Raw genomic sequence first — 24,388 nt, 5'->3', positions numbered from 1 at the left:
GACAACCGGAGACAAACACATGGCAAACGCAAAAGGCAAAATCACGCAGGTGATTGGCGCCGTTGTGGACGTGCAGTTCGAGGATGCCCTGCCGGAAATCCTCAACGCTGTGACCACCGACAACAACGGTAAGAACCTGGTTCTCGAGGTTGCTCAGCACCTGGGTGAGAACACAGTCCGTACCATCGCTATGGACGCAACCGAAGGTCTGGTGCGCGGACAGGACGTGACCGACACTGGCGCGCCTATCTCGGTTCCAGTGGGCAACGCCACACTGGGTCGTATCCTGAACGTCATCGGCGAACCCGTTGACGAAAAGGGCCCCGTAGAGGCCACCGAAACCCGTGGTATCCACGGCGATGCGCCTTCTTTCGCTGATCAGTCCACCGCAACCGAGATCCTGACCACAGGCATCAAGGTTATCGACCTTCTGGCCCCCTACACCAAGGGTGGTAAAATTGGTCTGTTCGGCGGTGCCGGCGTTGGTAAAACCGTTCTGATCATGGAACTAATCAACAACATCGCGAAGGTGCACTCTGGTGTGTCCGTGTTCGCCGGTGTGGGTGAGCGGACCCGTGAAGGCAACGACCTGTATCACGAGATGATCGAATCCGGCGTTATCGTTCCTGACAACCTGGTCGATTCTAAAATTGCCCTGGTCTACGGCCAGATGAACGAACCTCCCGGTGCGCGTATGCGGGTTGCTCTGTCGGGTCTGACCCTGGCGGAACAGTTCCGTGATGACAGTGGCTCGGACGTTCTGTTCTTTGTGGACAACATCTTCCGCTTCACACAGGCGGGTTCCGAGGTGTCTGCTCTGTTGGGTCGTATTCCTTCGGCGGTTGGCTACCAGCCAACACTGGCCACCGACATGGGTGCGATGCAGGAACGGATCTCGTCGACCAAAAACGGTTCGATTACCTCCGTTCAGGCCGTTTACGTTCCTGCGGATGACCTTACCGACCCTGCGCCTGCAACCTCGTTTGCGCACCTGGATGCGACAACCGTTCTGGATCGTGCGATCTCGGAAAAAGGGATCTATCCTGCGGTTGACCCGCTTGGTTCGACATCGCGTCTGCTGGATCCACTGATCATTGGTGACGAGCACTACACTGTTGCCACCGACGTTCAGCAGATCCTTCAGCGTTACAAATCGCTGCAGGACATCATCGCCATTCTCGGCATGGACGAGCTTTCTGAAGACGACAAACTGGCCGTGGCCCGTGCGCGTAAGATCGAACGCTTCCTGTCCCAGCCGTTTGACGTTGCAAAAATCTTCACCGGTGCCGACGGTAAACAGGTTCCGCTGGAAGACACCATTGCATCGTTCAAGGCCGTTGTGGCTGGCGAATACGACCACCTGCCCGAAGGCGCCTTCTACATGGTTGGCGGCATCGACGAAGTGATCGCAAAAGCCGAAAAAATGGCTGCTGACGCGGCCTAAGGAGGGCCCTGATGGCTGATACCATGCAATTTGACCTCGTAAGCCCGGAGCGCAGCCTAGCGTCGCTCCAGGTGAACGCGGTGCAGATCCCCGGCGCGGAGGGTGACATGACGGCTATGCCGATGCATGCACCCACCATCACCACCCTGCGTCCGGGTGTCCTGCGGGTTGAAAGCTCGCAAGGCACTTCGGAGTTTGTGGTCACTGGCGGTTTTGCCGAAATCAGCGCTGAGGCCCTTTCGGTCCTCGCTGAGAAGGCGATCCCAATGGATGAGATGACCCGCGCCCATCTGGACGAGCTGATCGAAGAGGCTCGTAACATGTATAAAACCGCGCAGGAAGCGGAGCAGCCCCACGACATCGTCGAGGAAGCCGCTAAGCTGCTGTCGGACATGGAGGCCCTGGGCACACATATGAGCCTGTAACGGCCCATGGATGCACGCCCAGTGTGTTCTCGAGACTTAGAAACCGGCCCTTCTTCTTGATGGGCCGGTTTTGTTTTTTGAATCTTAGAATTTTTTGGTTTTTAATGGCCGAACCGTGATTTCGCGCGGATAGACCAAAGCTGGAACGATAAGACATGCAACGACTACGCAATCCACGGATTGGAATTGACCAGGGCGAACTGGTGTTGTTTTCCGAATTCGACAGCGGCGGCAGCATGTGGACCGGCGAGGGCGCCCGCGAGCGGCGCAAGCTGGTGACATTCCAGGAAGCCTATCGCCGCCCACCTGCGGTGCAGGTCTCGATCTCGCTCTGGGATATGGACACCAGCGCCGCCATCCGTGCCGAGCTGGTAACGGAGAATATCACCACCACGGATTTTGAAGTGGTGTTCCGCACCTGGGCCGACAGCCGCATCGCCCGCCTGCGCACCGCCTGGATCGCCATGGGCGAGCTGCCCTTCGATGACGACTGGGATGACGTGGATTGAGGGTTGCGGGGTGGGCTTGTGTTATCGCAAAGGTCAGCTATGCGGACGGAACGGTCGTTCGCCCGATGTGCCTCAATGACCGCAGTCGGAATTTATTGACCCTCCCAGAGTGAAGCCAAAAAATCGCGCACTCTGCTGTGAAGGTGCCACAACGACTGACATTCAAGCTACTGTAACAACGACGACTTCCGATTGCCTATTTCGCGAACTTTCTGAGGAATACCAATGTTCGATACCCCTCTGAATCACTTCAAGTCTGTCTTTGCGCACAAGTTTTTTGTTGCGCCGTCCGACCGAAATTACTTTTTTGCGCGATTTGCAAAGACCTACGGAATCAATGAAGAATTTTGGTGGCAAGCGCTACAAACAATCGAAAAGCTTCTCAAGGCTGGCCTTATCCTCAATGGCGTGTCGGTGAAGAACGGATACAACCACGACATTGAAAAGCTCTGGAGTAAACACAAGGAGGTATTCGGAGACTTAGCGGTAACCAGCCTAAGAAGGCCGGACAAACTTGATGAACGGTTTTGGTCTGATCGCCCTCTTGAAAGCTTTGTCGCTAGAGTGAACCAAATGGGACATCCCGATAGTCGTTACGGGCTTCTCTCCTACAGCAACAGCACGGGTGATCTGTTCAAATTCGATCAGCTTTCTTTTGAGCTCCGTCGAAGGACGATTGGCTTGGACTGGATCGTCGGCGAAGATTTTCCAGATGACCGGCTAACAGAATTCTATGGGCAGCCCTACCGCAATGTCATCGCGCAACGCCCAGAACATCAAATTCGATCTATGAAGGCGCCGAAAGGTTCAATAGGCGTGATCGGTGAAGACTGGGAGGATGTTATTCACTCTTGGAATTTCGCATATTTTCGAAATGATGTCGATGTGAACCGGCCGGCACCTCCCTCCGTTGCGCCCCAAATGGCCGGATTTGGCAACTCCTACCTTTACCTCCTCTGGAACGAAATAAAGGATACGGAGATCACTGATCTCGCAAGCGAACAAGTCACATGGCTGCTGGAAAGCATCAAGATTGGACGGGACGCCGAAGGAGAATTCAAAAGAATACTCCCAGTGAACCCTCCAAACTGAGGTGATGTGTGCCTGAGTCCGCTTTCTGCGCGTCGCTGCCGCTCGTGCCCGGTACAGCATCAGCCGCAATGGGCTCATTGCTGACCTTGAGATTGCAGCTGTGCTCTTGCAGCATTACCACTTATACTTAATAAAAAAGACCCCGGCAGAGTGCTGCGCGGGGCCTTTGTGATGGGGGTGGTGCGGGCTTAGACGCCGTTGGAATACAGCGACTCGTAGATTGGGATCAGGGTCTTGTCTTCAAACAGCGAGGACACCGAGGTGCCGTGCCAGATGTTCAGGATCGCCTGGGTGAACAGCGGCGCCGTGGGCAGGATGCGGATGTTGGGCGCATTGCTTACGGCTTCGGTGGGCTGGATGGAATCGGTTAGCACCAGTGACTTCATCACCGAATTGGTGACGCGTTCCACCGCAGGGCCGCTCATTACGCCGTGGGTGATATAGGCGTGGACCTCTTTGGCGCCATTGTCCAGCAGCACCTGCGCAGCCTTACACAGGGTGCCGGCGGTGTCGCACATGTCGTCAATGATCAGGCAGATCTTGTCCTGCACATTGCCGATTACGGTCATCTCGGCGACTTCGCCGGCTTTTTCACGGCGTTTGTCGACGATCGATAGCGGCGCGTTGATGCGTTTGGCCAACTCGCGGGCGCGGGCAACGCCGCCCACATCGGGAGAAACCACCATGAGCTCGTCCATGCTGTCCTTGAACTGGTTTTTCACATCCAGCGCAAAGATCGGTGACGCATAAAGGTTGTCCACCGGAATATCAAAGAAACCCTGGATCTGCGCGGCATGCAGATCCATGGTCAGAACCCGCTCGATACCCGCGCCGGTCAGCATATTTGCGACCAGTTTGGCCGAGATCGGCGTGCGGGCCTTGGTGCGGCGGTCCTGGCGGGCGTAGCCGAAATAGGGGATCACAGCGGTGATACGTTGCGCAGAAGAGCGGCGCAGGGCATCCGAAATGATCAAAAGCTCCATCAGGTTGTCGTTGGCCGGATTGGAGGTCGGCTGAATGATAAACATGTCTTCGCCGCGCACGTTCTCGTAGACCTCAACAAAGATCTCACCGTCGTTAAAACGTTCAACGCGGGCATCGACCAGGCCTTGGTCGACACCGCGGTGCATGCTCATACGGCGGGCAATGGAAGTGGCGAGCGGGAGGTTGGCGTTCCCAGCGATGAGCTTGGGTTCGTGCAAAGTCGGCATTGGCTGATATCCCCGGCAGCAATGGCTATGTGACAGATTCGTGATCTTGCTCACCGCTTAACATGTGCGTAGCGTCCAGCCTAGTTCTAAGCGGGAGAAAACCACCATGACGACCATTGATTATTATTTCTCGACATTGTCACCCTATGCATATCTGGCTGGTACACGGTTGGAGGCGGCTGCGGCGCGGCAGAGTGTTCAGATCAACTACAAACCGATGGATATTGTGGCGCTCTATGGCAGCACCGGCGGCACGCCGCCCAAGGAACGTCACGTCTCGCGGCAGGAGTACCGGTTGATCGAGCTGCAGCGGCAGGCGAAAAAGAATGGGCTGACAATCAATCTGCAGCCAGCACATTGGCCGACCAATGCTGCGCCTTCGTCCTACGCGATCATCGCGGCGCAATCTGCAGGGGGCGGTGATCTGGGCGCATTGGTACATGGGCTGATGCATGCGGTCTGGGTAGAGGAGCGCGATATTGCCCAGGATGAGGTGATCAAATCCTGTCTGACCAGCGCCGGCTTTGACCCCGCGCTGGCGGATAGCGGGCTCTTGGTCGGCGCGGAGAGATATGCGCGAAACCTTGAGGAGGCTCTCAAGGCAGGGGTCTTTGGCGCGCCCTTCTATATTACTGAGGACGGGGCGCGGTTCTGGGGCCAGGATCGGATCGAGGATCTGGAACAGCATCTGGCAGGATAATCCCGCCCATACGGAGACCCCGGCTCAGGCCCCCGTGTTGGCCTGGGCAAACTGGCGCGGCACAAGAGCCAAACAAGTGAGAGAGCAAGTGATGAAGGATGGCAGGGTGAGCGACGTATATTGCCGCAGTTTTGGAGCGGGAGCGCGCCGGGTTTTGGCGGTGCATTGCTCGCTGGCGCATTCCGGGGCTTGGCGCGGGCTGGCGGAGGTGATGAAGGATGAGATCACGCTCACGGCCTTTGACATGTTCTCCCATGGCCGCAGCCCGGATTGGGATGAAGCTGTGGATTTTCAAACTGCCAATCTGACGGCTGGTTTGGCTTTGCTGGACAGGGAGCCAGGGCAGGTTGACCTGATTGGTCACTCTTTTGGGGCGACCGTGGCCCTGCGTATGGCCCAGGCCCGCCCGGAGCAGATCAGAAGCCTGGTGCTGATCGAGCCGGTGCTTTTTGCAGTTGCCCGACAAGAGACACCAGAGCTGCAGGCGGCGCTGGAGGCAAAAGAGGCGCCGTTTAATGCGCTTTTTGAGGCCGGTGAGGTCGAGCAGGCGACACGTCTGTTTAATCGCATGTGGGGCACCGGGAAGCCAAAATGGGAAGAGCTGTCCGAGCAGGCACGGGCAGCCATGGTGCGGGCGATGCGTGCGGTCCCTACAAGCTATGAAACGCTTTATCTGGACGACAAGGGGGTCTTGGAACCCGGCGCCCTGGACCCGGTTCAGATGCCGGTTCTTTTGCTCAGCGGCGGTGCCAGCCAGCCAGTGATGCCGGTGATAAATGAAGGTTTGGCGCGACGGTTGCCGCAGGCCCGTTGCGAAGTGGTTGCGCAGGCTGGCCATATGTTGCCCATCACCCATACCGCAGTGACAGCGGGTCTGCTGCGACAGTTCTGGACTGGGATGGCCTGAGGGCTGGTATGGCTTGAGGACCATGGAGGGGGCGCGGCCCCCGGAATGTTTTTACAAAGATGAAAGTGGGGCGGCTGGTTATTCTGGTTGGGTTATCAGGGACAGGAACTGATCAATCTGCTGCTTTTCAATTGCCCAGTCGCATACAAAGCGGGCGGCAACCTGCTCTTTGGGATCGCCGTCGAGGGGGGCATCCCAAAGGTGGTAGGCGGCGCCTGCATCAAACAGGCGCTGGTGGGTTGCGCGGGGCAGGGCGGCAAAGATCATATTGGCCTGTGGCTCATGCAGAAAGGGGGCCTTTGCGCGGCGCAGCCCCTGAGCCAGATAGGCGCAGTTGTCATTGGCTTTGACCGCGTTGTCGCGCCACAGATCATCAGTGAGATAGGCCAGCATCTGGGCCGAAAGATAGCGGTGCTTGGAAAACAAATGACCACCGCGTTTGCGCCGCAGCTCAAACTCCCAGGCGTGTTTAGGATCAAAGAAGATCACCGCCTCGACCCCAAGAAGGCCGTTTTTGGTACCACCAAAGGAGACCGCGTCTACGCCAACCTTCCAGGTCATGTCAGCCGGGGTACAATCCAGGGCCACCATGGCATTGGCAAAGCGGGCGCCATCCATATGCAGGGGCAGGTCGAACTCTTTGGTCACAGCGGCGAGCGCCTGTAGTTCGGTCAGAGAGTAGATCGTGCCGCGTTCGCTCACCTGGGTAACGGAGACCGGCCCGCGCTGTGGTCCGTGAATGCCGCGTGTTTCCTCCTTGGCGATGGTGGCGCGCAGAGCCTCTGGCGTCATCTTGTCGTCAAACCCGGGCGCACCGGGCACCAGGGTCAGTTTGGCGCCACCGCTGTAGAATTCGGGCGCGTTGCACTCGTCTTCGTGGATATGGGCGGTGGGGGTGCAAAAGATGGTCTCAAAAGGCTGGCAAAGCGTCGAAAGCGCCAGGGCATTGGCGGCGGTGCCAGTGGCCACCAAAAAGACCGCAGCCTCGGGGGCTTCAAAGATCTCGCGGATCCGGGCGGTGACCTCTGCCATCTCTGCATCGGCGCCATAGCCCATGGCGTAGCCGGAATTTGCCTCTGCCAGCGCGGTCAGAACCTGTGGTGGCACCGGGCCGGAATTGTCAGAGGCAAAAAACATCAGATAGGCTCCTCGATGATATGGTCTTCCCAGTCTTCTTCCGGGGTGTCGAATTCGGAAACGGTCCAGCCGCGCACGGTGACGCCTGCGGCGTGAGGGCTATTGGGGTCGCCGGTCAGCAGAGGGTGCCATTGCGGTAGGGGCTTGCCCTCCCAGAGCAGACGGTAGGCGCAGGTCTGCGGCATCCAATAAGCGTGGCTGTCCAGATTATCGGGCCGGAGCACGATACATTCGGGGATGAACTGGTGGCGATTTTCATAATGGGCACATTGGCAGCTGTTGTCGTCGAGCAACCGGCAGGCCACACGGGTCAGGGCGATCTCGCCGCTGTCTTCGTCCTCAAGTTTGTTGAGGCAGCATTTGCCGCAGCCATCGCAAAGGGCTTCCCATTCCTGCTGGTTGAGCAGCTTCAGAGGCGTGGTTTCCCAGAACCGCGCTTTCAGACCTTTGCGGTCAATACCTTCGTTCATGTTGGGGCCTGCATTTCGGCGTCCAGAATATCACGGGCACGGGCGCAATCTGCATCCATCTGGTCGATCAGCGCTTGCAGCCCGTCAAATTTCATCTCCGGGCGCAGGTAGTCCACCAGGGCGACCGAGAGGGTCGCGCCATATAGGTTGCCGGTGAAATTAAACAGGAAGGTTTCGATATTGGGATGTGCGCCATCAAACATCGGCCGCACCCCAACAGAGGCCGCGCCCTGATAGCTACCCTGATGCGGGCCATCCAACACATCCACCAGTACCGCATAGACGCCAAAGGCAGGCGGGTGCAGCCCGTCGATGGACATATTGGCGGTGGGAAAGCCAAGGTCACGACCGCGCTGCTCGCCGCCGATGACTTCGCCCTCGATCCGGTGCCAGTGGCTGAGCATGGCGGCGGCATCGCGGGGGCGGCCTTCGCTGAGGGCGGTGCGAATGGCGGTGGAGGAGACGGTATTGTCCGCATGGTTCATCAAGGGGGCGATGGTGACGCCAAAGCCCATCTCGGCGCCAAAGCGCTGCAGGTCGGCAGCGGTACCACTGCGGCCCTTGCCAAAGCAGAAATCAGCGCCAACCACCACATGGGCAAGGCCCAGCCCCTCGGCAATGACCTTGCGGGCAAAGTCTTCTGGGGGCAGGCTGGAGAGGGCGGCGTTGAAGTTCAGCTGATACAGCCGCTCGACCCCGAGTTTTTCCAAGCGCGAGGCCCGGGCTTCGGGGGACATCAGGCGGAAGGGCGGGGCGTCCGGCGCAAAGAAGGCGCGCGGGTGGGGCTCAAAGGTCATCACCCCCAGCGGAGCCTCCGGCGCGGCGGCGCGAGCCAGATCAATAACAGATTGATGGCCCCGGTGGACGCCGTCAAAATTGCCGATCGCGACGCTGGCGCCACGGTCTTGTTGCTCTACAAATTGATAGTCTCGGATGATGCGCATATCGCCTGCCTAGCGCTCTGCAAAGAGGCTTGCAAGTGGCGGCGTTGCGGAAGTTTGCAAGAGGCTGTGTTCACCTCTTGCTGGGGGTGGGGAGAACCTAGTCGAACTTGCGCGAAGGGGCCATGACCATGGCTTCGCCGACCAGGACCTTTTTGCCGTCAACCATGCAGCGGCAATCCAGTTTGACCCGGCGTTTGTCGATGACGATATCCGTCACCTCAACCTCGGCCAGCACCAGATCGCCGGGGCGCACCGGGGCCAGAAATTTCAGCGATTGGCTCATGTAGATGGTGCCATGGCCAGGCAGCTGTTCGCCAATGACCGCAGAAATCAGACCGGCGGTGAGCATACCGTGGGCGATGCGTCCCTGAAAGATGGTGTCCTGAGCGTAGTCGTCATCCAGATGCACCGGGTTGCGATCGGTGGAGACCTGGCTGAACATTTCGATGTCTTCATCGGTGATCACTTTGCGGACAAAGCGCGTCATACCCATTTCGATGTCTTCGATGCAGATGGTTCCGCGTGGCATGTTGTCCAACATTTGATCCTCCATGAGATCTCCCCTATTGAGGGGCTCTTGAAATTTTCAGGCGCCAAAGGGCGCATGCTGGCAACTTTATTACTTTGCAGGTGCAGAAAATCAAGAGGTTTTTGACGGCGTCTGTCTGCTCAGAATTCTGAATTAGGCATGGCCGAGCACAGCTGAACCGGCGCCTATAGCGATGGTGCTGCGGATCGCGAGTATGCTAGGTACATGAAAAGTATGTGTAATTTATCTACCTGAGGAAGCCGATGCTAAAGGTCGGCGCTGATTTTTCCTGTTCGAGATAGGCTTTTAGCGCTGCAGCATCGAGCTGGGTGGTGGTTTTTGTTTCACGGGCTGCCAGGCCGCCAGTGATAAAGAGGGAATCGATCCCCTCTCCCATGGCGCCAGCGATATCCGTATGGGGGCCGTCACCAATTGCCAGAATATCGCCATCGGCGATGTCGGTGCCCAGCTCGGCCAGGCGGCGGCGGGCAAGATCATAAATCGGCGGATGGGGTTTGCCAAAATAGAGGCTCTCGCCGCCCATCTCGGTATAGAGCCGTGCCAGCGCCCCGGCGCACCATTCCCGTTTTTCACCGCGATCCACGACGATATCGGGGTTGGCACAGAGCAGTTTCAGGCCCTTTTGCTTGGCCAGCAGAAAATCAGCGCGGTTTACATCGGGGTCGGCCATGGTGTCGAAGGGACCGCAGCACACGATGCCCTCAGCCTCAGCCAGGGGCGCGCGGGTGATCTCAACCGGATCGTGAATGACATTTAGCGGCTCAAAGAAGCCTTCGTCCCGCTGCCATTCCCCCATGAAATAGACCTTGCTGCCCACGGCGCCCGTAAACATCGCCGAGCGGGCAGAATCGCCAGAGGTGGCAATGGTGTCATAGGCGTCTTCTGGGACGCCAAATTCAGCCAGCTGCCCGGCCACCCCGGCGCGGGGCTTTGGCGAATTGGTCACCAGCACCACAATACCGCCGTTGGCGCGGTAGGCCTGTAGCGCGGCTACGGCTTCGGGAAAGGCGGTAACCCCATTGTGGACGCAGCCCCATAGGTCGACAAAAAGCGCGCTGTAGCGGTCGGAGACCTCTGCGAGTGATTGAATGATGCGGGTCATATATGCGCCTTTCCTGTCTGCGCCGCGCCGTCTGGTTTTGACGGGCTGGGCTGTGCGAGGCTAGATATGACCGAGTTCCCCGGCTGATGCCACCGCGAAACGCGCAGGCCGCACTGGCGCAGGGGGAAATCGCCTGCAAACCGTTACATGGGAAAAGAAAGCGGTATCACAGGTTCAGGCATGTGGACCGGCGGCACCGAAGTGCCGCTGGCCAGAGGTAACAAGCAGCGCTTAGGCGGCTTTCTTCAGCGCTTTTTTAGCGGCTTTCAGTTTTTCTTCCTGGCGGGCTACTTTGGCTGCGCGCAGTTTGACTTCTTTTTTCAGGTCTTTGATTTTTGCTTTTTTGGCGTCGGCTTTTTTGCTCATGACGTTTGTCCTTGTCTCAAGTTTCAGAATTAGTGTTGTCGTGCTCACGCAGGAACCCACGGATGAAGCGGCGAATTTCACGGGCGGCGCTGGTGTCCAGCCCGTCGCAAAGTTCCACAAAATCATCCCGCTCTTCTTTCGATATCCGAATGATAAGCTGGGCATCCTTGCGGGCCTTTTTGGTCTTTTCGGCTTTGGCCATCTGTGTTGGCTCCTTGGTAAGCGTAACTTTGTTACTACAATGAATATCGTTTGTATATACAAAAAGAACCCAGTGGGTGATTTTTATCCGCTGTCAATCTGGCGGGGGGGGGGCATGTCAGCGTGACAGGGCAGAACAACTTAGGCGGGCACAAAAAGGGCGCCCCATTGGGACGCCCTAAAACAGTCAGCGGTCAGATGCTGTGGGGACCGCCTGCTCAGACTTTCAGGTTTGGAATGATCTGCTTTTTGCGGCTCATCACACCGGGCAACACAACCGAGTCGCCTGAAACAGAGACACCAAAGCTTTTCTCGGCAACGGTTTTCACTAGATCGTTGGGCACCATCAGGGTGGCTTCTTCGTTGAGGATATCCACCACAAACAGCAAAACCTGATCCACACCGTCTTCGCTGGCGACGGTGGTCATTGTCTCCATCAGGCTGGCCTGACGGTCCAGCACCACCGCAGGGGCTGTGGTTTCCAGAACTGAGACGCGGAACTTGGTGCCTTCAACCGCGTATTCCTTGCTGTCCATGCGCAGCAATTCGGCGTCCGAAAAGGACGACACATCGGATTTGGCAGCAAACATATCAGCGGCATAGGCGGCGATATCGATGCCCAGATCAGCGGCCAGCTTTTCGGCTACGGCACGGTCGTGGTCGGTGGTGGTGGGGGAGCGGAATTCCAGCGTGTCCGACAGAATGCAGGTCAGCGCCGCGCCTTTGATGGCGTCGGGCATCTTGGCCATGTCGTCACCGATCAGATCATACATGATGGTGGCGGTGCAGGCGAGCGGGCGGATGGTGATGTCGATGGGGCCTTTGGTCTCCAACCCGCCAACCAGTTTGTGGTGGTCGATGATGGCCTGCACATCGGCGCCATTGATATTGGCGGGCAGCTCGGCCGGGTTGTTGGTGTCGACGATGACAACTGGCTGATCGTCCGCCACATCAGCGATGATTGCAGGTTTGTCCAGGTTCCAGCGCTGCAACATGAAGGCGGCTTCGGTATTGGGTTCGCCCAGCAGTTTGGCTTCGGCGGCAACACCTTTGATCTCGTTCAGGTACCAGGCCCAAATGATTGGGGAGCCGGTGGAATCGGTGTCAGGGGATTTGTGGCCAAGAACTTGGACGGTCATGATGCTATCCTATGAACAAAAAGGGAGAATTTGAGCGCCTTATAACAGGGTGAAATCCCTTGTCACCCCACCAGGGGTGCAATGCGGCAATGTGGTTCACGCAGTGCGGCATTTGCTGGCTTTTGGTCTCTGATCAGGCTGATCCGGGCGAAGCGCGCCGTCTCGGGGGCATATGCAGGGTCAAAACGCGGCGCGCGTCAGGCTGTATCCCTGCTGTTGTAGCAGGTTCAATATGCCGGTTTCTCCTGGCAGGTGCAGGGCGCCAACAGCCACCACCAGCGTGGTCCCCTGGGTGGCTTCGATCACTGGGATCCAGGCTGCGTTGCGGTGCACCAGCATCAGGTCCATAGCCTCATCCCACAGCTGTCTGGCCTCGTCTTCTTCAAAGGTAGAGCTTTGGTAGAACCGGCGCTCCACCATGGCGAGGTAGCGCCAGCTGGTCTGCTCAAAATAGCTGTGGGTCAATGTGACGAATTCGTCCGCGCCCTGTCCCATCAAGCTTAGGGAGAGCTGCATCTGGCGCAGCTGTTCGTCCAGCGTTTCCGCATTCATCGCCTGCAAGATCGTTATCGGATCTTCGAGGGACAGCATCGGAATATCGTTGCCTTTGGCCTGTTTCTGCAGCCGCTTATCAAGGCCTAGCTTGCTGGCCTTGCTGCCCCTGAGGCAGGGCGGAACGGACATCGACATGGCCAGAAACCAAGGCCGCATTTTTGCCGCCATCCAGCCGGGGATGCCGTGTTTCTGTGCCATACCGGACAGGGTGGCCCAGTCTTCGGCGGACAGCCGGTCAATCAAAGACGGGCCTTGGGTAATGAACATCAGCTCAGGAGTTTTACCCAAACGCGCTTGTAACTTTGCTTCGTCCTCTGGGGTTATCTCCAACAGCAGCGTGTCGGCAGCGGCAAGAACCGGTTCCAGGCGGGCGGTAATGGCCTGCAGACGAGGGTCATTCAAATGCAGGGTCCCGATGACATGGATCCTGCGCGCCCCGCGCTGGGCGATCCAGTGATTGCCCTCAGCAAAGGGGGCATCGGCAATCCTGGTGTCAATCCAGCTCTGATCCTGGGGAGACAGCGTCTTGCGCAGGTCGGTGCCGGTGCAGGCGGCCAGCGCCCAGGCCGGTAGCAGGGCAGGCAGCAACAGGAATAGAATGGAAATAATCAGTCGCATCGTTGCTCCAGGAAAATGGGTAGGGGGTGGCCGCCCGCACCCTGGCGCGCGCCGTTTGAAGGGGAGATCTTAATTAAAGGCAGCGCGTTCCAAACTGTAGCCGCGCTGTTTGAGCAGGTTTAGAATGCCTTCTTTGCCCGGCAGATGCGCTGCCCCCACCGCGATCACCACTTGCTCGCCTTTGATCTGCTGAATGGTCTTGATCCAGAGCTTGTTCCGCCACCCCAGCATATTACTATAAAATGCACGGTCCAATCGGGTGAGCTCTTTTGCCGAAACGCCAATATACTGGCTGGCAATGCGGGGCTCCAGAAGGAAGGCCTGCCAGACGCTTTCGTCAAAGTAGGCTTCTACGGCTGTTGCGTTTTCGGGAGCGTCAGAGAGCAGGAATGCCACCTCGTTTTCGAGCATGCTGACCTGATCGCGCAGGGACAGGCGGGCCAGGGCGGAAAATCCGGTGCCTGCGGTCTCCAATCCGCCAACAGGGATGCCTTTGCGGGCTGCAAAACGCTCAATCCGGTCATCCAATCCCCGTTTGAGACCAAATCCAAAGGGGCGGCAGCCACCGGGGATCAGAAACAGGCTCAGGGCCCAGGGCTGCATTCTTTGAATGGTTTCCATGTCCGCATTGGACATCGAGGCAAAAAGCTCAAACTGTTCCCAGCTTTTGGGGCTCATCAGCTGTTGCAACCGGCGCCCGGGCGGCAGCAGGAAGGCTTCTGGCCGTATTTTCATCTGATCCTTGACCAATTTCATTTCCGCGCGGGTGACTTCAAAATACACCGCATCGGCCTGGGCAATGATGGGGCGTAGGCGCCGCATCACCCGGGCCATGCGGCTGTCACCACTGTGCATGGTGCCAATAACATGCAGTGACTGACCGTCTTTGCGGGCGATCCAGTGGTTGCCGGTGGAATAGGGGGTAGCGGCCATCTGGCGCGCCAGCCATGCTGTTTCGCTGGGCGGCAGGTGATCGCGAAAATCTGCACCGCGGCAGGCTGCATGGGCAGACTGAACAGCCAGCAAAGCCGCAAAAAGAAATGCAAATATTCGGATCATGGGCTCAGTCTCATTAGATTCGCTGTCAAAAAGCTAGAAGTGAGAGCCGCCAAATAGCAAGTCGATAACACAGCTCTGGCGCGAAGTGGGCCCTGGTGTCACCCGGCAGCGCCGCTTGAACTGTGCGCAACAACCTGCCAAGCATCCCCCATGGACCGCGAAGATCAACTCTACCCTCCCGTAAAGGCGCTGCTGCAGGCCCAAGGCTATGAGGTCAAGGGCGAGGTGGGGGCCGCTGATGTGATGGCGCGGCGCGGCGGTGAGGAACCAGTGATTGTTGAGCTGAAGCTGCGGTTTTCGCTGTCTTTGTTTCATCAGGCGATTGCCCGCCAGTCGGTCACGGATCTGGTCTATATCGCCGTGCCCCGTCCCAAGGGGCGTCAGGCCAAACGGATGCTCAAGGATAATCTGGCCCTGTGCCGCCGGTTGTCGCTGGGGCTGATCACGGTGCTGCCGGATGGGCGCTGCGAGGTGCATTGCGATCCCGGCCCCTACGCGCCGCGCAAATCCAAAAAGCGCCAGCAGCGGCTGTTGCGTGAGTTTGAAAAACTGCAGGGCGATCCCAATGCAGGCGGCGCGACCCGACATGGTATCGTGACCGCCTATCGCCAGGATGCGCTACGCTGTGCCGCGCATTTGGCCGAGGCCGGCGCCACCAAGGGCTCAGCGGTGGCCAAGGCAACCGGGGTAGGCCGGGCCACTGGGCTGATGTCTGCCAATCACTATGGCTGGTTCGAGCGGGTTTCGACCGGTATTTACCAACTTACCGAAGCAGGCCGTGACGGGCTGAAACACTGGGCCTATAGCTGGGAGCCAGAGGCGGATTGTGGGCTGTCAGAGGCAGGGCAGGTCGCAGATAAACGCCCTGAGTGAGCAGCCCCGTTTGCTGTTCGGATCTGCGCTCATACGATTGCTAAAATTTTCTTTCCCATTTTGGTTGACTCATGCGCCGCTGCTGCCTAGCTATTCGTTCGTTAGCACTCGCTACCTGTGAGTGATAACGCCCTCTGCGGGGAGCAGGGGGATAGAGATAACAACCTTTGAGCCTTATAAGGAGCTGCAAAGATGGCATTGAAACCACTCCACGATCGCGTGCTGGTTCGTCGTACCGAAAGCGAAGAAAAAACTGCTGGTGGTCTGATCATTCCAGAATCCGCCAAGGAAAAGCCCAGCGAGGGCCAGGTCGTCGCAACCGGCGAAGGCGCGCGCAAGGACAATGGTGAGCTGATCGCAATGGCTGTTACAGCTGGCGACACCATCCTGTTCGGCAAATGGTCCGGCACCGAAGTCACCGTCGACGGCGAAGAGCTGCTGATGATGAAGGAAAGCGACATCATGGGTATCATCGAGTAAGCCTTCCGGCTTCTCTGATCCCATATCACGCTGAATTAAGAAGACTTTTCTCGAGGAGAATAAAACATGTCTGCTAAGGACGTCAAATTCGACACCGATGCCCGCAACCGCATGTTGGCCGGCGTAAACGTACTGGCTGATGCTGTCAAAGTGACCCTGGGCCCCAAAGGCCGCAATGTCATTCTGGACAAATCTTTTGGTGCGCCACGCATCACCAAAGATGGTGTTTCCGTTGCCAAAGAGATCGAACTGGAAGACAAGTTCGAAAACATGGGCGCCCAGATGGTCAAGGAAGTTGCTTCCCGCACCAATGACGAAGCAGGCGACGGCACCACCACTGCCACCGTTCTGGCCCAGGCCATCGTCAAAGAAGGCCTGAAGCAGGTTGCAGCTGGTCTGAACCCAATGGACCTGAAGCGCGGTATCGACCTGGCAACTGCAACCGTCGTTCAGGGCATCCGTGACATGGCACGCGAAGTCAAAGACTCCGCTGAAGTTGCACAGGTTGGCACCATCTCCGCCAACGGTGAAGCCGCCATCGGCCAGCAGATCGCAGACGCGATGCAAAAAGTTGGCAACGAAGGTGTGATCACCGTCGAAGAAAACAAAGGCCTGGAAACAGAGACCGATGTTGTCGAAGGCATGCAGTTCGACCGTGGCTACCTGTCGCCTTACTTCGTGACCAACGCTGACAAGATGATTGCAGATCTCGACGACTGCATGATCCTGCTGCACGAGAAAAAACTGTCTTCGCTGCAGTCCATGGTTCCGCTGCTCGAGCAGGTGATCCAGTCGCAGAAGCCTCTGCTGATCATTGCTGAGGACGTTGAAGGCGAAGCGCTGGCAACTCTGGTTGTCAACAAACTGCGCGGCGGCCTGAAAATTGCTGCTGTCAAAGCACCTGGTTTCGGCGATCGCCGCAAAGCCATGCTGCAGGATCTGGCCATTCTGACCGGTGGTCAGGTGATTTCTGAAGATCTGGGCATGAAGCTTGAGTCCGTCACCATGGACATGCTGGGTACCGCCAAGAAAGTCGAAATCACCAAAGACGAGACAACCATCGTTGACGGTGCCGGCTCCAAGGCTGAAATCGAAGCACGTGTTGGTCAAATCCGTGCTCAGATCGAAGAAACCACTTCCGATTATGACCGTGAAAAACTGCAAGAGCGCGTTGCCAAACTGGCCGGCGGTGTTGCTGTTATCCGCGTTGGCGGCATGACCGAAGTCGAAGTGAAAGAGCGCAAAGACCGCGTTGACGATGCCCTGAACGCAACCCGTGCGGCTGTGCAAGAAGGCGTCATCGTTGGTGGTGGTGTTGCTCTGGTTCAGGCCGGCAAAGCACTCTACGGCATGGAAGGTGCAAACACCGACCAAACCGCAGGTATCGTGATCGTGCGTAAAGCAATCGAAGCGCCTCTGCGTCAGATCGCTGAAAACGCTGGTGTTGATGGTGCTGTGGTTGCTGGCAAAGTGCGCGAAAGCGAAGATAAGAACTTTGGCTTCAACGCTCAGACCGAAGAATATGGCGACATGTTTGCCTTTGGTGTGATCGATCCTGCCAAAGTGGCACGGACTGCTCTGGAAGACGCGGCCTCGATTGCTGGTCTGCTGATCACCACCGAAGCCATGGTTGCGGACAAACCGTCGAAAGACGGCGGCGCAGCTGGCGGCGGCATGCCCGACATGGGCGGCATGGGCGGCATGGGCGGCATGATGTAATCATTGCCATCCTACCGGATGATTTTGGGGTCGCCTTTGGGCGGCCCCTTTTTTTTGATACAGAGGTATGGATTGCTTTGCGGCGTTGCCTCCGGCGGAGGTATTTAAGGAAAGATGAAAGGGAGGGCACCTGGTGGTTGTCGGTCCGGATTTTTCGACGAAGGTCGTTGAAACCCAGCAGGATGAGGTTGAAGGGCTGCTCAATGCGGCTTTTCCCACCGACGCCGAGGCGCGGCTGGTGCGGCAACTGCGGGCCGATGGCGATATGCTGTTTGAGGTTCAAAAGCCCTGGGAGGGCAGGATCGGTGGCTATTTTGCGCTCAGCCGGATGCAAACCCCCAAGGGCTGGGCCTGTCTGGCGCCGATGGCTGTGCGCCCAGAGTGGCAGGGCGGCAGGCTGGCCGAAAATACCCCGAACATGGAGGTTGGTGCGGAGCAGGAGGAGGCCTACCGCAGACCCTGGCGTTTTGGTAGCCGTATGCTTCGGGAGTTGGCTGGGCTTATCAATGGCGTAACGGGAGATCTGCAACCGCGTCTGCCAGAGGTAATTGTTGTGCTTGGAAAGCCCTCATTTTATGGGCGGTGTGGTTTTAGCCTGGCGCGGGCGCAAAAGCTGCAGAGCCCCTATCCGTTATCGCACACCCTGATCTTGAAGCGTGGTGTGGATGTACCAGAAGAAAGGCTGATCTATCCGCTTGCCTTCTCAAAATTGTGACGTTGAACTTCTGCAAAGCGGGGCTGGGGATGGTTGCTCTGCAGCGGGGCTTGCGGTAGCGGTCGCAGGGAAACTCCACTCTGCGCCGGGACTGTCGGCCTGACCGAGGCCTGGTGATGCAGCTTGTCGTATTTGTTCTTCTTGTATTGATCGCTTTTGCAGCCAATTCGGTTTTGGGCCGGATGGCGATTAGTTGGGGCTATATGGATGCGCTGGGCTTTGGGCTTTTGCGGCTGGCCTCGGGGGCGGCCATGTTGGGGCTTCTCTGTGCCTTGCGGGGGCGGAGCCTGCGCCAACCGCTGCTGCCCAGTGTAAAAGGTGGCGCGGCGCTGACGCTCTATATGGTCGGCTTTTGTCTGGCCTATCAGGGGCTTGATGCCGGGATTGGCGCTCTTATCTTGTTTGGTGTGGTGCAGATTGCCATGTTTGGCTGGGGGGCTCTGCGGGGCAGTGACCCCAGTATCGGGCAGATGGTTGGCGCCGGCGTGGCCTTTGCTGGGCTGGCCTATGTGGTCTGGCCGGACCAGAACCTGCAGGTCACGCTGTGGGATGCGGTGCTCATGGGGCTCAGCGGGTTGGGCTGGGCGGCTTATAGTCTGCTTGGGCGCGGGGTGCGCGATCCCTTGGCCTCGAGCGCAGTGAACTTCATCTGGGCCACGGCGATGATACTGCCCTTTGTTTGGGCCGCGTGGGGCAGCGGGCTGATCACCGGGCTTGTTACCGGACCGGGTATTGTCCTGGCAGTCCTTTCTGGCGCGGTGACCTCGGGGCTTGGCTATGCGCTGTGGTACCGGGTGTTGCCGCAGTTGCAACCAGCGGTCGCTGCAACCATCCAATTGAGCGTGCCGGTGCTGGCGATCCTGGGCGGTGTGCTCTTCCTTGCGGAACCTGTAGGAGCGCGGTTGATCCTGGGCACGCTGGTGGTTCTGGCAGGTATTGCTCTGGTGATCTGGACCCCAAAACGCCGGTAAACAAGGCGCCAGTAAAAAGGGGTTTTCTCGCGCTGCCGCAAACCCTATCTCAGGGGAATGAAAAACCTGATCAAACCTCTCATTCTGACCGCTTTGGCCGTGATCCCAGGCCAGGCCCTGGCCGACTGCGTGGTGCTGCTGCATGGGCTGGCGCGATCAGAGAGCTCATTTGTGGTGATGGAGCAGGTTTTTGAAGCCGGCGGCTATCAGGTGGTGCGACCGGGATATGAGTCGACGACCTTTCCAGTCGCTGCGCTTGCCGAGCAGACCCTGCCTGCTGCAATTGCTGAGTGTCATGCGAATGCGCCCATCCATTTTGTGACCCACTCCATGGGGGGGATCTTGTTGCGGCAGTATTTTCAGGTTGCGGCGCATCAGCCGCCAAACCTGGGGGCTACGGTCATGCTGGGGCCACCCAATCAGGGCAGCGAAGTGGTGGATGAGCTGGGGGATTGGGCGGTTTTTGACCTGATCAACGGCCCCGCAGGCGAGAGCCTAGGCACTGGGGCAGAAAGCCTGCCCAAGAAGTTGCCGCCGGTGGATTTTTTACTGGGTGTTATTGCGGGCGATCAATCCATCAGCCCGGTGTTTTCGGCGATTATTCCGGGCGCGGATGACGGGAAGGTCTCGGTCGCAAGCACCCGGGTTGCGGGGATGCAGGATCACATAGTCCTGCCCGTCACCCATACCTTTATGATGAATGACCCGCTGGTCATTGCCCAGGTGATCGCCTTTCTGCAACAGGGGCGGTTTGATCCGGATATCACTTGGCTGGATGCCCTGAATGATGTGATCGCAGGCACCTGTATTGGGGCGGACTGCGGCTATGGTTTGACGCCAATTAAGTAGGAGCCCCCGGGCCAATGCCAATGACGATGCTAGAAATGACCCTTCAGGGGGCGGATGTGCTGACACCAGCGGGGCTGGACCAGGCGGGGGAAATCGCGCTTTCGGGTGGCGCAATTACCGCGCAGCCCTGCGGGCGCCGGGTGGATCTGACCGGGTATCTGGTGCTGCCGGGTATAATTGATCCCCATGGGGATGGGTTTGAGCGGCATCTGGCGCCCCGGCGTGGGGCGATGAAACAAATGGCCGAAGGGGTGGTCGCCACCGAAGCAGAGCTGGCTGCCAATGGCATCACCACCGCCGTGTTGGCGCAGTTTTACAGCTGGGAAGGTGGCTTGCGCGGCCCGGACTATGCCGGCCAGGTTTTTGAAGCCGTGGCTGAGGTGCGCGCAGATCTGGTGACGGATCTGTTGCCGCAGCTCAGGTTTGAAACCCATATGTTGGACGACTACGCCGCGCTGCCAGAGTTGATCGCAAAATGGGGCCTGTCTTATATCGTCTTTAACGACCATCTGCCCCATGACCGTCTGGCCCAGGGCAAAAAGCCACCTCGGCTGATCGGCCAGGCGCTCAAGGCCGGGCGCAATCCCGACAGGCATTTTGAAATGCTGCTGGATATGCATGGCCGCAGCGCCGAAGTGCCAGCTGCGCTTGATGCACTGTGCGCGCTGCTGCGCGCCAGGGGGCTGCGCATTGGCAGCCATGATGATCAAACAGCAGCTGATCGCGCCACCTGGCGCGCGCGCGGGGCAGAGATCAGCGAATTCCCCGAAACGCTGGAGGCCGCAGAGGCGGCACGGGCTGGGGGGGATCACATTATTTTGGGCGCGCCCAATGTGGTGCGGGGCGGCTCGCACAAGGGCAATGCCTCGGCGCTGGATCTGATTGCCATGGGGCTGTGTGATGCGCTGGCCTCGGATTATCACTACCCCAGCCCGCGCCGCGCCGCGCTGATGCTGGCACGCGCGGGTCTGTTGGATCTGTCTGCGGCCTGGGGGCTGGTATCTTCTGGTCCGGCTGGTCTGTTGGGGCTGGTGGATCGCGGCGATTTTGCGCCCGGGAAACGCGCCGATATGGTGATCCTCGACAAGGCGAGCGAACGGGTTGCTGCCACCCTGTCCGGCGGGAGGGTGAGCTATATGTCCGGCGAAATTTCCACTCGGTTCATGGGGTGAGGAATGAAGACGGCGCTAAAGATAGTGCGAAACTGTATTTTCGTCTCTGCGATTTTCTGTTGGGGGATATCGGTAATAGCAGCGCTTGTTTCACAAGGGCATGTGCTGAAAACCAAAGCAGAGGCAGGGCAGTATCTTCTTTACCTCAGGGTCGGACGAGAGCCCGCGACTTGGGTGGAAACGACTGCTTTGCGCTATTGGTTTGAGACAAGTTTGGATGTGGCTTTTATGGGATCCGCGTTCAGTGTGGTCGCTTGGGGCGCCGCCTATTATCTATGGCGCGAGTGGCGACGATCACAGGGAACGTGGGAAGGTTTCGATTGAAACGTATCGCCCGAACTACTCCAGGCGCGCGCTCTCATCCGAAAACGCGCGCCTGGAGTTTGGTGGAGAGGCGCGTCAGAGTTATTTCTGCGGCTGGGTAATCCGGTTTACATGGGCCATCTTACGGCCGGGCTTGGCTTCGGCCTTGCCATAAAGATGCAGGGCGCAGTCGCGCTCTTTGGCCAGCTCGGGCAGGCGGTCCATATCGTCGCCGATGAGGTTTTCCATAACCACGTCCGAATGGCGCTGTCCATCGCCCAGGGGCCAGCCTGCTACCGCGCGGATGTGCTGTTCAAACTGGTCAACGGCGCAGCCATTTTGGGTCCAGTGGCCTGAGTTGTGGACGCGTGGGGCGATCTCATTCACCACCAGTCCCTGTGGAGTGACAAACAGCTCAACCCCAAGCACGCCAACATAATCAAGTGCGTTCAGCACTTTGGCCGCCAACAGAACCGCATCCATGCGCTGGCTGGCGCTGAGGCGGGCCGGCACTGTGGTGGTGTGCAAAATGCCGTCGCGGTGGACGTTTTCACCGGGGTCATAGCAGGCAACCTCGCCGGTGATGCCACGGGCCGCAATAACTGACACTTCATGGCTGAAATTGACAAAGCCCTCCAGCACCGACGGCGCACCTGCCATGGCGTTGAGGGCCTCATCGGCCTGATCTGGCGACATGATGCGGGCCTGGCCCTTGCCATCATAGCCAAAACGCCGGGTTTTCAGGATCGCAGGGGTGCCAATCTCGGCAAGGGCAGCCTCTAGGCTGGCGGCATCGGTGATATCGGCGAAGGGGGCGATGTGCAGGTCGAGGCTTTGCAGGAAGGTCTTTTCGGTCAGGCGGTCCTGTGAAATCCGCAGAGCCTCGCGGCCGGGGCGAATGGGGCCATGGGACTCGATAATGTCCAGGGCCGCGGTGGGGATGTTTTCAAACTCATAGGTGATCACATCCACCGCATTGGCAAAAGCTAGCAGGGCGGCGCTGTCCTCATAGCCGGCGGTGGTGACCTGGTCTGCCACCTGGCCAGCGGGGGGATTTGCGCCGGGGTCAAAGATATGGGTCTTAAAGCCAAGGCGGGAGGCCGCAACCGACAGCATGCGGCCCAGTTGCCCGCCGCCCAGGATGCCGATGGTGGCACCGGGTTTCAGTGCATCAGTCATCGATGGGCTCCTCAGGGATCGAGGCAGACAGCGCCGCGCGCCAGGCGTCAAGACGTTCGGCCAGGCCAGGATCCTGCAGGGCCAGGATACCGGCGGCCATGAGCCCGGCATTGGCAGCCCCGGCGGCGCCAATGGCCATGGTGGCAACGGGGAAGCCCTTGGGCATCTGGACGATGGAATACAGCGAGTCGACACCGGACAGCGCCCGGGTCTGAACCGGCACGCCCACAACCGGCACCCGTGTTTTGGAAGCCACCATACCCGGCAGATGGGCAGCGCCGCCAGCACCAGCGATGATCACCTGCAAGCCGCGCTCCGCTGCCGATTTGCCGTAGGACCACAGCCGGTCAGGGGTGCGGTGGGCCGAGACGATTTTGGCTTCATAGGGAACGGCGAGCTCATCCAGGAGCGTGGCGGCTTCTTTCATTGTCGGCCAATCAGATTGGCTGCCCATGATGATGCCCACTTTGATGTCGCTGGGGGTGTTTGGCATGTGATCTGTCCTGTCATGCCGCAGTCTCCACGGTGGAGAGCTGCTGGGGTGGAAGGAAGCCGCACTATAGTCAAACTTGCCTGTGGTGCAATGCGACAATGCTACGAGTGGGGGCTGCGCGTTTCGGGCTTTTGATTAAGGTTCTGATAGTGCGCCAAGGTGGCGCTCCCGCCCAGGGAAGAAGGGGCGCTCCCGTTTGGGCAAGAAACAAGAAAAAAGGGGGGCTCCCGCCCAGGCAAAATGGCAGCAAGCTGCCATATGCCCGGTTGGGCATGGCACCGCGCGTTGCGCGGTGCGGCGCGATGAATAATCGCGCCAAGGCAGCGCGCCGATAGGCGCGCTGCCGGGCCCAAGGGGCCTGTGGGGTGGCTTTGCCACCACTGCCGCCGCGCGGGAGAGCTGGCTTGGCGGGGCCAATCAGGCGGGGTATCGCGATGTCAAAAGGAGGGGGCGGGCTAGGCGATGATGTCAGGGGTCAGCCGGTCTTCGATTTGGGAAATTTTATCCTTCAGTCCCAGCTTTTGCTTTTTCAGCCGCCGTATCGTCAGCTGATCGCTGGTGCCGCGCTCTTGCAGGGCGGTGATTGCCTCGTCCAGATCCCGGTGCTGCCTGCGAAACACTTCCAGCTCCACTTTGAGAACCTCATCGGTTTTCATGGAAATATCGGCTGATTCATTCATTGGCGACTCAAAATACAGAAGGGCTCGGGTAGAGGACAAGATACTTCTTTAACGTCTTTTCCGCTAGACCTTGTCGCCATAGTCTTGAGAATTCGAGAGAACTTACCATATTCTATGCAAGCAGTTGCCGCCATGGGACTGCTGATTAACGTCGCTTTGAAGCAAAAGGACGATACACGTGTCGAAACTCACTCTGGGGTCTTACCCGCATATGCTGGGGTTTGAGCAGTTGGAACGCCTTCTGGAACGCTCAGCCAAATCCGGTAACGAAGGCTATCCGCCTTACAACATTGAACAAACTTCCGACTTTTCTTATCGCATCACCCTCGCGGTGGCTGGTTTTGCCGAGCAGGACCTGGCCATAACGGTTGAGGATCGCCAGTTGGTGATCCGGGGCCGCAATTCCGATGACACCGAGGGTCGCATATTTTTGCATCGTGGCATTGCCGCGCGCCAGTTCCAGCGCAGCTTTGTCTTGGCCGATGGGGTCGATGTGGGTGAAGCTGTGATGGAAAACGGGCTGCT

28 protein-coding genes are annotated in these 24,388 nt (G+C 58.5%); 14 read left to right on the top strand and 14 right to left on the bottom strand.

The features are described 5' to 3' along the window. Positions 1–19 precede the first annotated feature (19 nt). From atpD to QZ268_RS09675, 4 genes are all read left to right on the top strand, one after another. The gene (atpD, locus tag QZ268_RS09690; RefSeq protein WP_295451579.1) at positions 20–1,444 is read left to right on the top strand and encodes a F0F1 ATP synthase subunit beta; all 1,425 of its coding nucleotides are present in this window, start codon (positions 20–22) and stop codon (positions 1,442–1,444) included. 11 nt (positions 1,445–1,455) lie between these two features. After that, entirely contained in the window at positions 1,456–1,869 is a 414-nt protein-coding gene (locus QZ268_RS09685; RefSeq protein ID WP_295451576.1) for a F0F1 ATP synthase subunit epsilon, read from the top strand. 155 nt (positions 1,870–2,024) lie between these two features. Continuing rightward, entirely contained in the window at positions 2,025–2,378 is a 354-nt protein-coding gene (locus QZ268_RS09680; protein WP_295451575.1) for an H-type lectin domain-containing protein, read from the top strand. A gap of 225 nt (positions 2,379–2,603) precedes the next feature. After that, the gene (locus tag QZ268_RS09675; RefSeq protein ID WP_295451573.1) at positions 2,604–3,470 is read left to right on the top strand and encodes a hypothetical protein; all 867 of its coding nucleotides are present in this window, start codon (positions 2,604–2,606) and stop codon (positions 3,468–3,470) included. Positions 3,471–3,658: 188 nt separating this feature from the next. Here the strand turns inward: QZ268_RS09675 and QZ268_RS09670 are convergent, their stop codons facing one another. After that, positions 3,659–4,681, bottom strand: coding sequence for a ribose-phosphate pyrophosphokinase (locus QZ268_RS09670; RefSeq protein ID WP_295451571.1), 1,023 nt, complete (start codon positions 4,679–4,681; stop codon positions 3,659–3,661). A 106-nt stretch (positions 4,682–4,787) separates the two neighbouring features. On the opposite strand from QZ268_RS09670, the gene QZ268_RS09665 reads away from it, so the two are divergent. Both QZ268_RS09665 and QZ268_RS09660 read left to right on the top strand, forming a co-directional pair. Beyond that, positions 4,788–5,381 carry a 2-hydroxychromene-2-carboxylate isomerase gene (locus QZ268_RS09665; protein WP_295451569.1) on the top strand — a complete coding sequence of 198 codons (594 nt, stop codon included), beginning with the start codon at positions 4,788–4,790 and terminating at the stop codon, positions 5,379–5,381. A gap of 91 nt (positions 5,382–5,472) precedes the next feature. Continuing rightward, on the top strand, positions 5,473–6,288 hold the full coding sequence (locus QZ268_RS09660) for an alpha/beta hydrolase (RefSeq protein WP_295451598.1): 816 nt from the start codon (positions 5,473–5,475) through the stop codon (positions 6,286–6,288). Between the two features lie 78 nt (positions 6,289–6,366). On the opposite strand, the gene QZ268_RS09655 is transcribed toward QZ268_RS09660, so the two are convergent. The 10 genes from QZ268_RS09655 to QZ268_RS09610 form a co-directional block, all read right to left on the bottom strand. Beyond that, positions 6,367–7,425 (bottom strand): low specificity L-threonine aldolase, encoded by a 1,059-nt coding sequence (locus QZ268_RS09655; protein WP_295451567.1) that lies wholly within the window; start codon positions 7,423–7,425, stop codon positions 6,367–6,369. Next, complete coding sequence (locus QZ268_RS09650) at positions 7,425–7,895, bottom strand: YcgN family cysteine cluster protein (protein WP_295451564.1); 471 nt, start codon at positions 7,893–7,895, stop codon at positions 7,425–7,427. The genes QZ268_RS09655 and QZ268_RS09650 overlap by 1 nt, the downstream gene beginning before the upstream one ends. Next, on the bottom strand, positions 7,892–8,839 hold the full coding sequence (locus QZ268_RS09645) for a bifunctional riboflavin kinase/FAD synthetase (RefSeq protein ID WP_295451562.1): 948 nt from the start codon (positions 8,837–8,839) through the stop codon (positions 7,892–7,894). The genes QZ268_RS09650 and QZ268_RS09645 overlap by 4 nt, the downstream gene beginning before the upstream one ends. A gap of 97 nt (positions 8,840–8,936) precedes the next feature. Then, entirely contained in the window at positions 8,937–9,380 is a 444-nt protein-coding gene (locus QZ268_RS09640) for a MaoC family dehydratase (RefSeq protein ID WP_039967094.1), read from the bottom strand. Positions 9,381–9,615: 235 nt separating this feature from the next. After that, positions 9,616–10,491, bottom strand: coding sequence for a TIGR01459 family HAD-type hydrolase (locus QZ268_RS09635; protein ID WP_295451560.1), 876 nt, complete (start codon positions 10,489–10,491; stop codon positions 9,616–9,618). Positions 10,492–10,722: 231 nt separating this feature from the next. After that, positions 10,723–10,857 (bottom strand): hypothetical protein, encoded by a 135-nt coding sequence (locus tag QZ268_RS09630; RefSeq protein ID WP_278923058.1) that lies wholly within the window; start codon positions 10,855–10,857, stop codon positions 10,723–10,725. A 16-nt stretch (positions 10,858–10,873) separates the two neighbouring features. Beyond that, positions 10,874–11,059: a hypothetical protein gene (locus QZ268_RS09625; RefSeq protein WP_295451556.1), complete on the bottom strand. Its 186-nt coding sequence runs from the start codon at positions 11,057–11,059 to the stop codon at positions 10,874–10,876. Between the two features lie 217 nt (positions 11,060–11,276). Beyond that, entirely contained in the window at positions 11,277–12,197 is a 921-nt protein-coding gene (locus QZ268_RS09620; RefSeq protein ID WP_295451554.1) for a manganese-dependent inorganic pyrophosphatase, read from the bottom strand. 180 nt (positions 12,198–12,377) lie between these two features. Then, positions 12,378–13,370 carry a TraB/GumN family protein gene (locus QZ268_RS09615; RefSeq protein WP_295451552.1) on the bottom strand — a complete coding sequence of 331 codons (993 nt, stop codon included), beginning with the start codon at positions 13,368–13,370 and terminating at the stop codon, positions 12,378–12,380. A 69-nt stretch (positions 13,371–13,439) separates the two neighbouring features. Continuing rightward, positions 13,440–14,429: a TraB/GumN family protein gene (locus QZ268_RS09610; protein WP_295451550.1), complete on the bottom strand. Its 990-nt coding sequence runs from the start codon at positions 14,427–14,429 to the stop codon at positions 13,440–13,442. Positions 14,430–14,579: 150 nt separating this feature from the next. Between QZ268_RS09610 and QZ268_RS09605 the strand changes: the two genes are divergently transcribed. The 7 genes from QZ268_RS09605 to QZ268_RS09575 all read left to right on the top strand — a co-directional run bounded on the left by QZ268_RS09605 (position 14,580) and on the right by QZ268_RS09575 (position 21,208). Then, a complete protein-coding gene (locus QZ268_RS09605; protein WP_295451548.1) occupies positions 14,580–15,302 on the top strand; it encodes a DUF2161 family putative PD-(D/E)XK-type phosphodiesterase in 723 nt (240 codons plus the stop codon). Between the two features lie 192 nt (positions 15,303–15,494). Then, positions 15,495–15,782: a co-chaperone GroES gene (gene groES, locus QZ268_RS09600; RefSeq protein WP_295451546.1), complete on the top strand. Its 288-nt coding sequence runs from the start codon at positions 15,495–15,497 to the stop codon at positions 15,780–15,782. 66 nt (positions 15,783–15,848) lie between these two features. Then, positions 15,849–17,501, top strand: coding sequence for a chaperonin GroEL (groL, locus tag QZ268_RS09595; RefSeq protein WP_295451544.1), 1,653 nt, complete (start codon positions 15,849–15,851; stop codon positions 17,499–17,501). 133 nt (positions 17,502–17,634) lie between these two features. Then, positions 17,635–18,216, top strand: coding sequence for an N-acetyltransferase (locus QZ268_RS09590; RefSeq protein WP_295451543.1), 582 nt, complete (start codon positions 17,635–17,637; stop codon positions 18,214–18,216). A gap of 116 nt (positions 18,217–18,332) precedes the next feature. Beyond that, entirely contained in the window at positions 18,333–19,187 is an 855-nt protein-coding gene (locus QZ268_RS09585; protein WP_295451541.1) for a DMT family transporter, read from the top strand. 57 nt (positions 19,188–19,244) lie between these two features. Continuing rightward, the gene (locus QZ268_RS09580; protein WP_295451539.1) at positions 19,245–20,036 is read left to right on the top strand and encodes an alpha/beta fold hydrolase; all 792 of its coding nucleotides are present in this window, start codon (positions 19,245–19,247) and stop codon (positions 20,034–20,036) included. Positions 20,037–20,056: 20 nt separating this feature from the next. Beyond that, positions 20,057–21,208: an alpha-D-ribose 1-methylphosphonate 5-triphosphate diphosphatase gene (locus QZ268_RS09575; RefSeq protein WP_295451537.1), complete on the top strand. Its 1,152-nt coding sequence runs from the start codon at positions 20,057–20,059 to the stop codon at positions 21,206–21,208. Positions 21,209–21,613: 405 nt separating this feature from the next. Here QZ268_RS09575 and QZ268_RS09570 read toward each other — a convergent pair whose 3' ends face one another. The 3 genes from QZ268_RS09570 to QZ268_RS09560 all read right to left on the bottom strand — a co-directional run bounded on the left by QZ268_RS09570 (position 21,614) and on the right by QZ268_RS09560 (position 23,863). Beyond that, positions 21,614–22,690, bottom strand: coding sequence for a 5-(carboxyamino)imidazole ribonucleotide synthase (locus QZ268_RS09570; protein WP_295451535.1), 1,077 nt, complete (start codon positions 22,688–22,690; stop codon positions 21,614–21,616). Further along, entirely contained in the window at positions 22,683–23,183 is a 501-nt protein-coding gene (gene purE, locus QZ268_RS09565) for a 5-(carboxyamino)imidazole ribonucleotide mutase (RefSeq protein WP_295451533.1), read from the bottom strand. Before purE ends, QZ268_RS09570 begins: the two co-directional genes overlap by 8 nt. A 455-nt stretch (positions 23,184–23,638) precedes the next feature. Continuing rightward, on the bottom strand, positions 23,639–23,863 hold the full coding sequence (locus QZ268_RS09560; protein WP_295451530.1) for a DUF465 domain-containing protein: 225 nt from the start codon (positions 23,861–23,863) through the stop codon (positions 23,639–23,641). A 178-nt stretch (positions 23,864–24,041) separates the two neighbouring features. Here QZ268_RS09560 and QZ268_RS09555 point away from each other — a divergent pair. After that, positions 24,042–24,388 (top strand): Hsp20 family protein (locus QZ268_RS09555; protein WP_295451528.1); only part of this gene is annotated, 347 nt, incomplete at its 3' end.

The organism is uncultured Pseudophaeobacter sp. (assembly GCA_905479575.1).
GTDB lineage: Bacteria > Pseudomonadota > Alphaproteobacteria > Rhodobacterales > Rhodobacteraceae > Pseudophaeobacter.
This window is presented reverse-complemented; position numbering and strand designations above follow the sequence as displayed.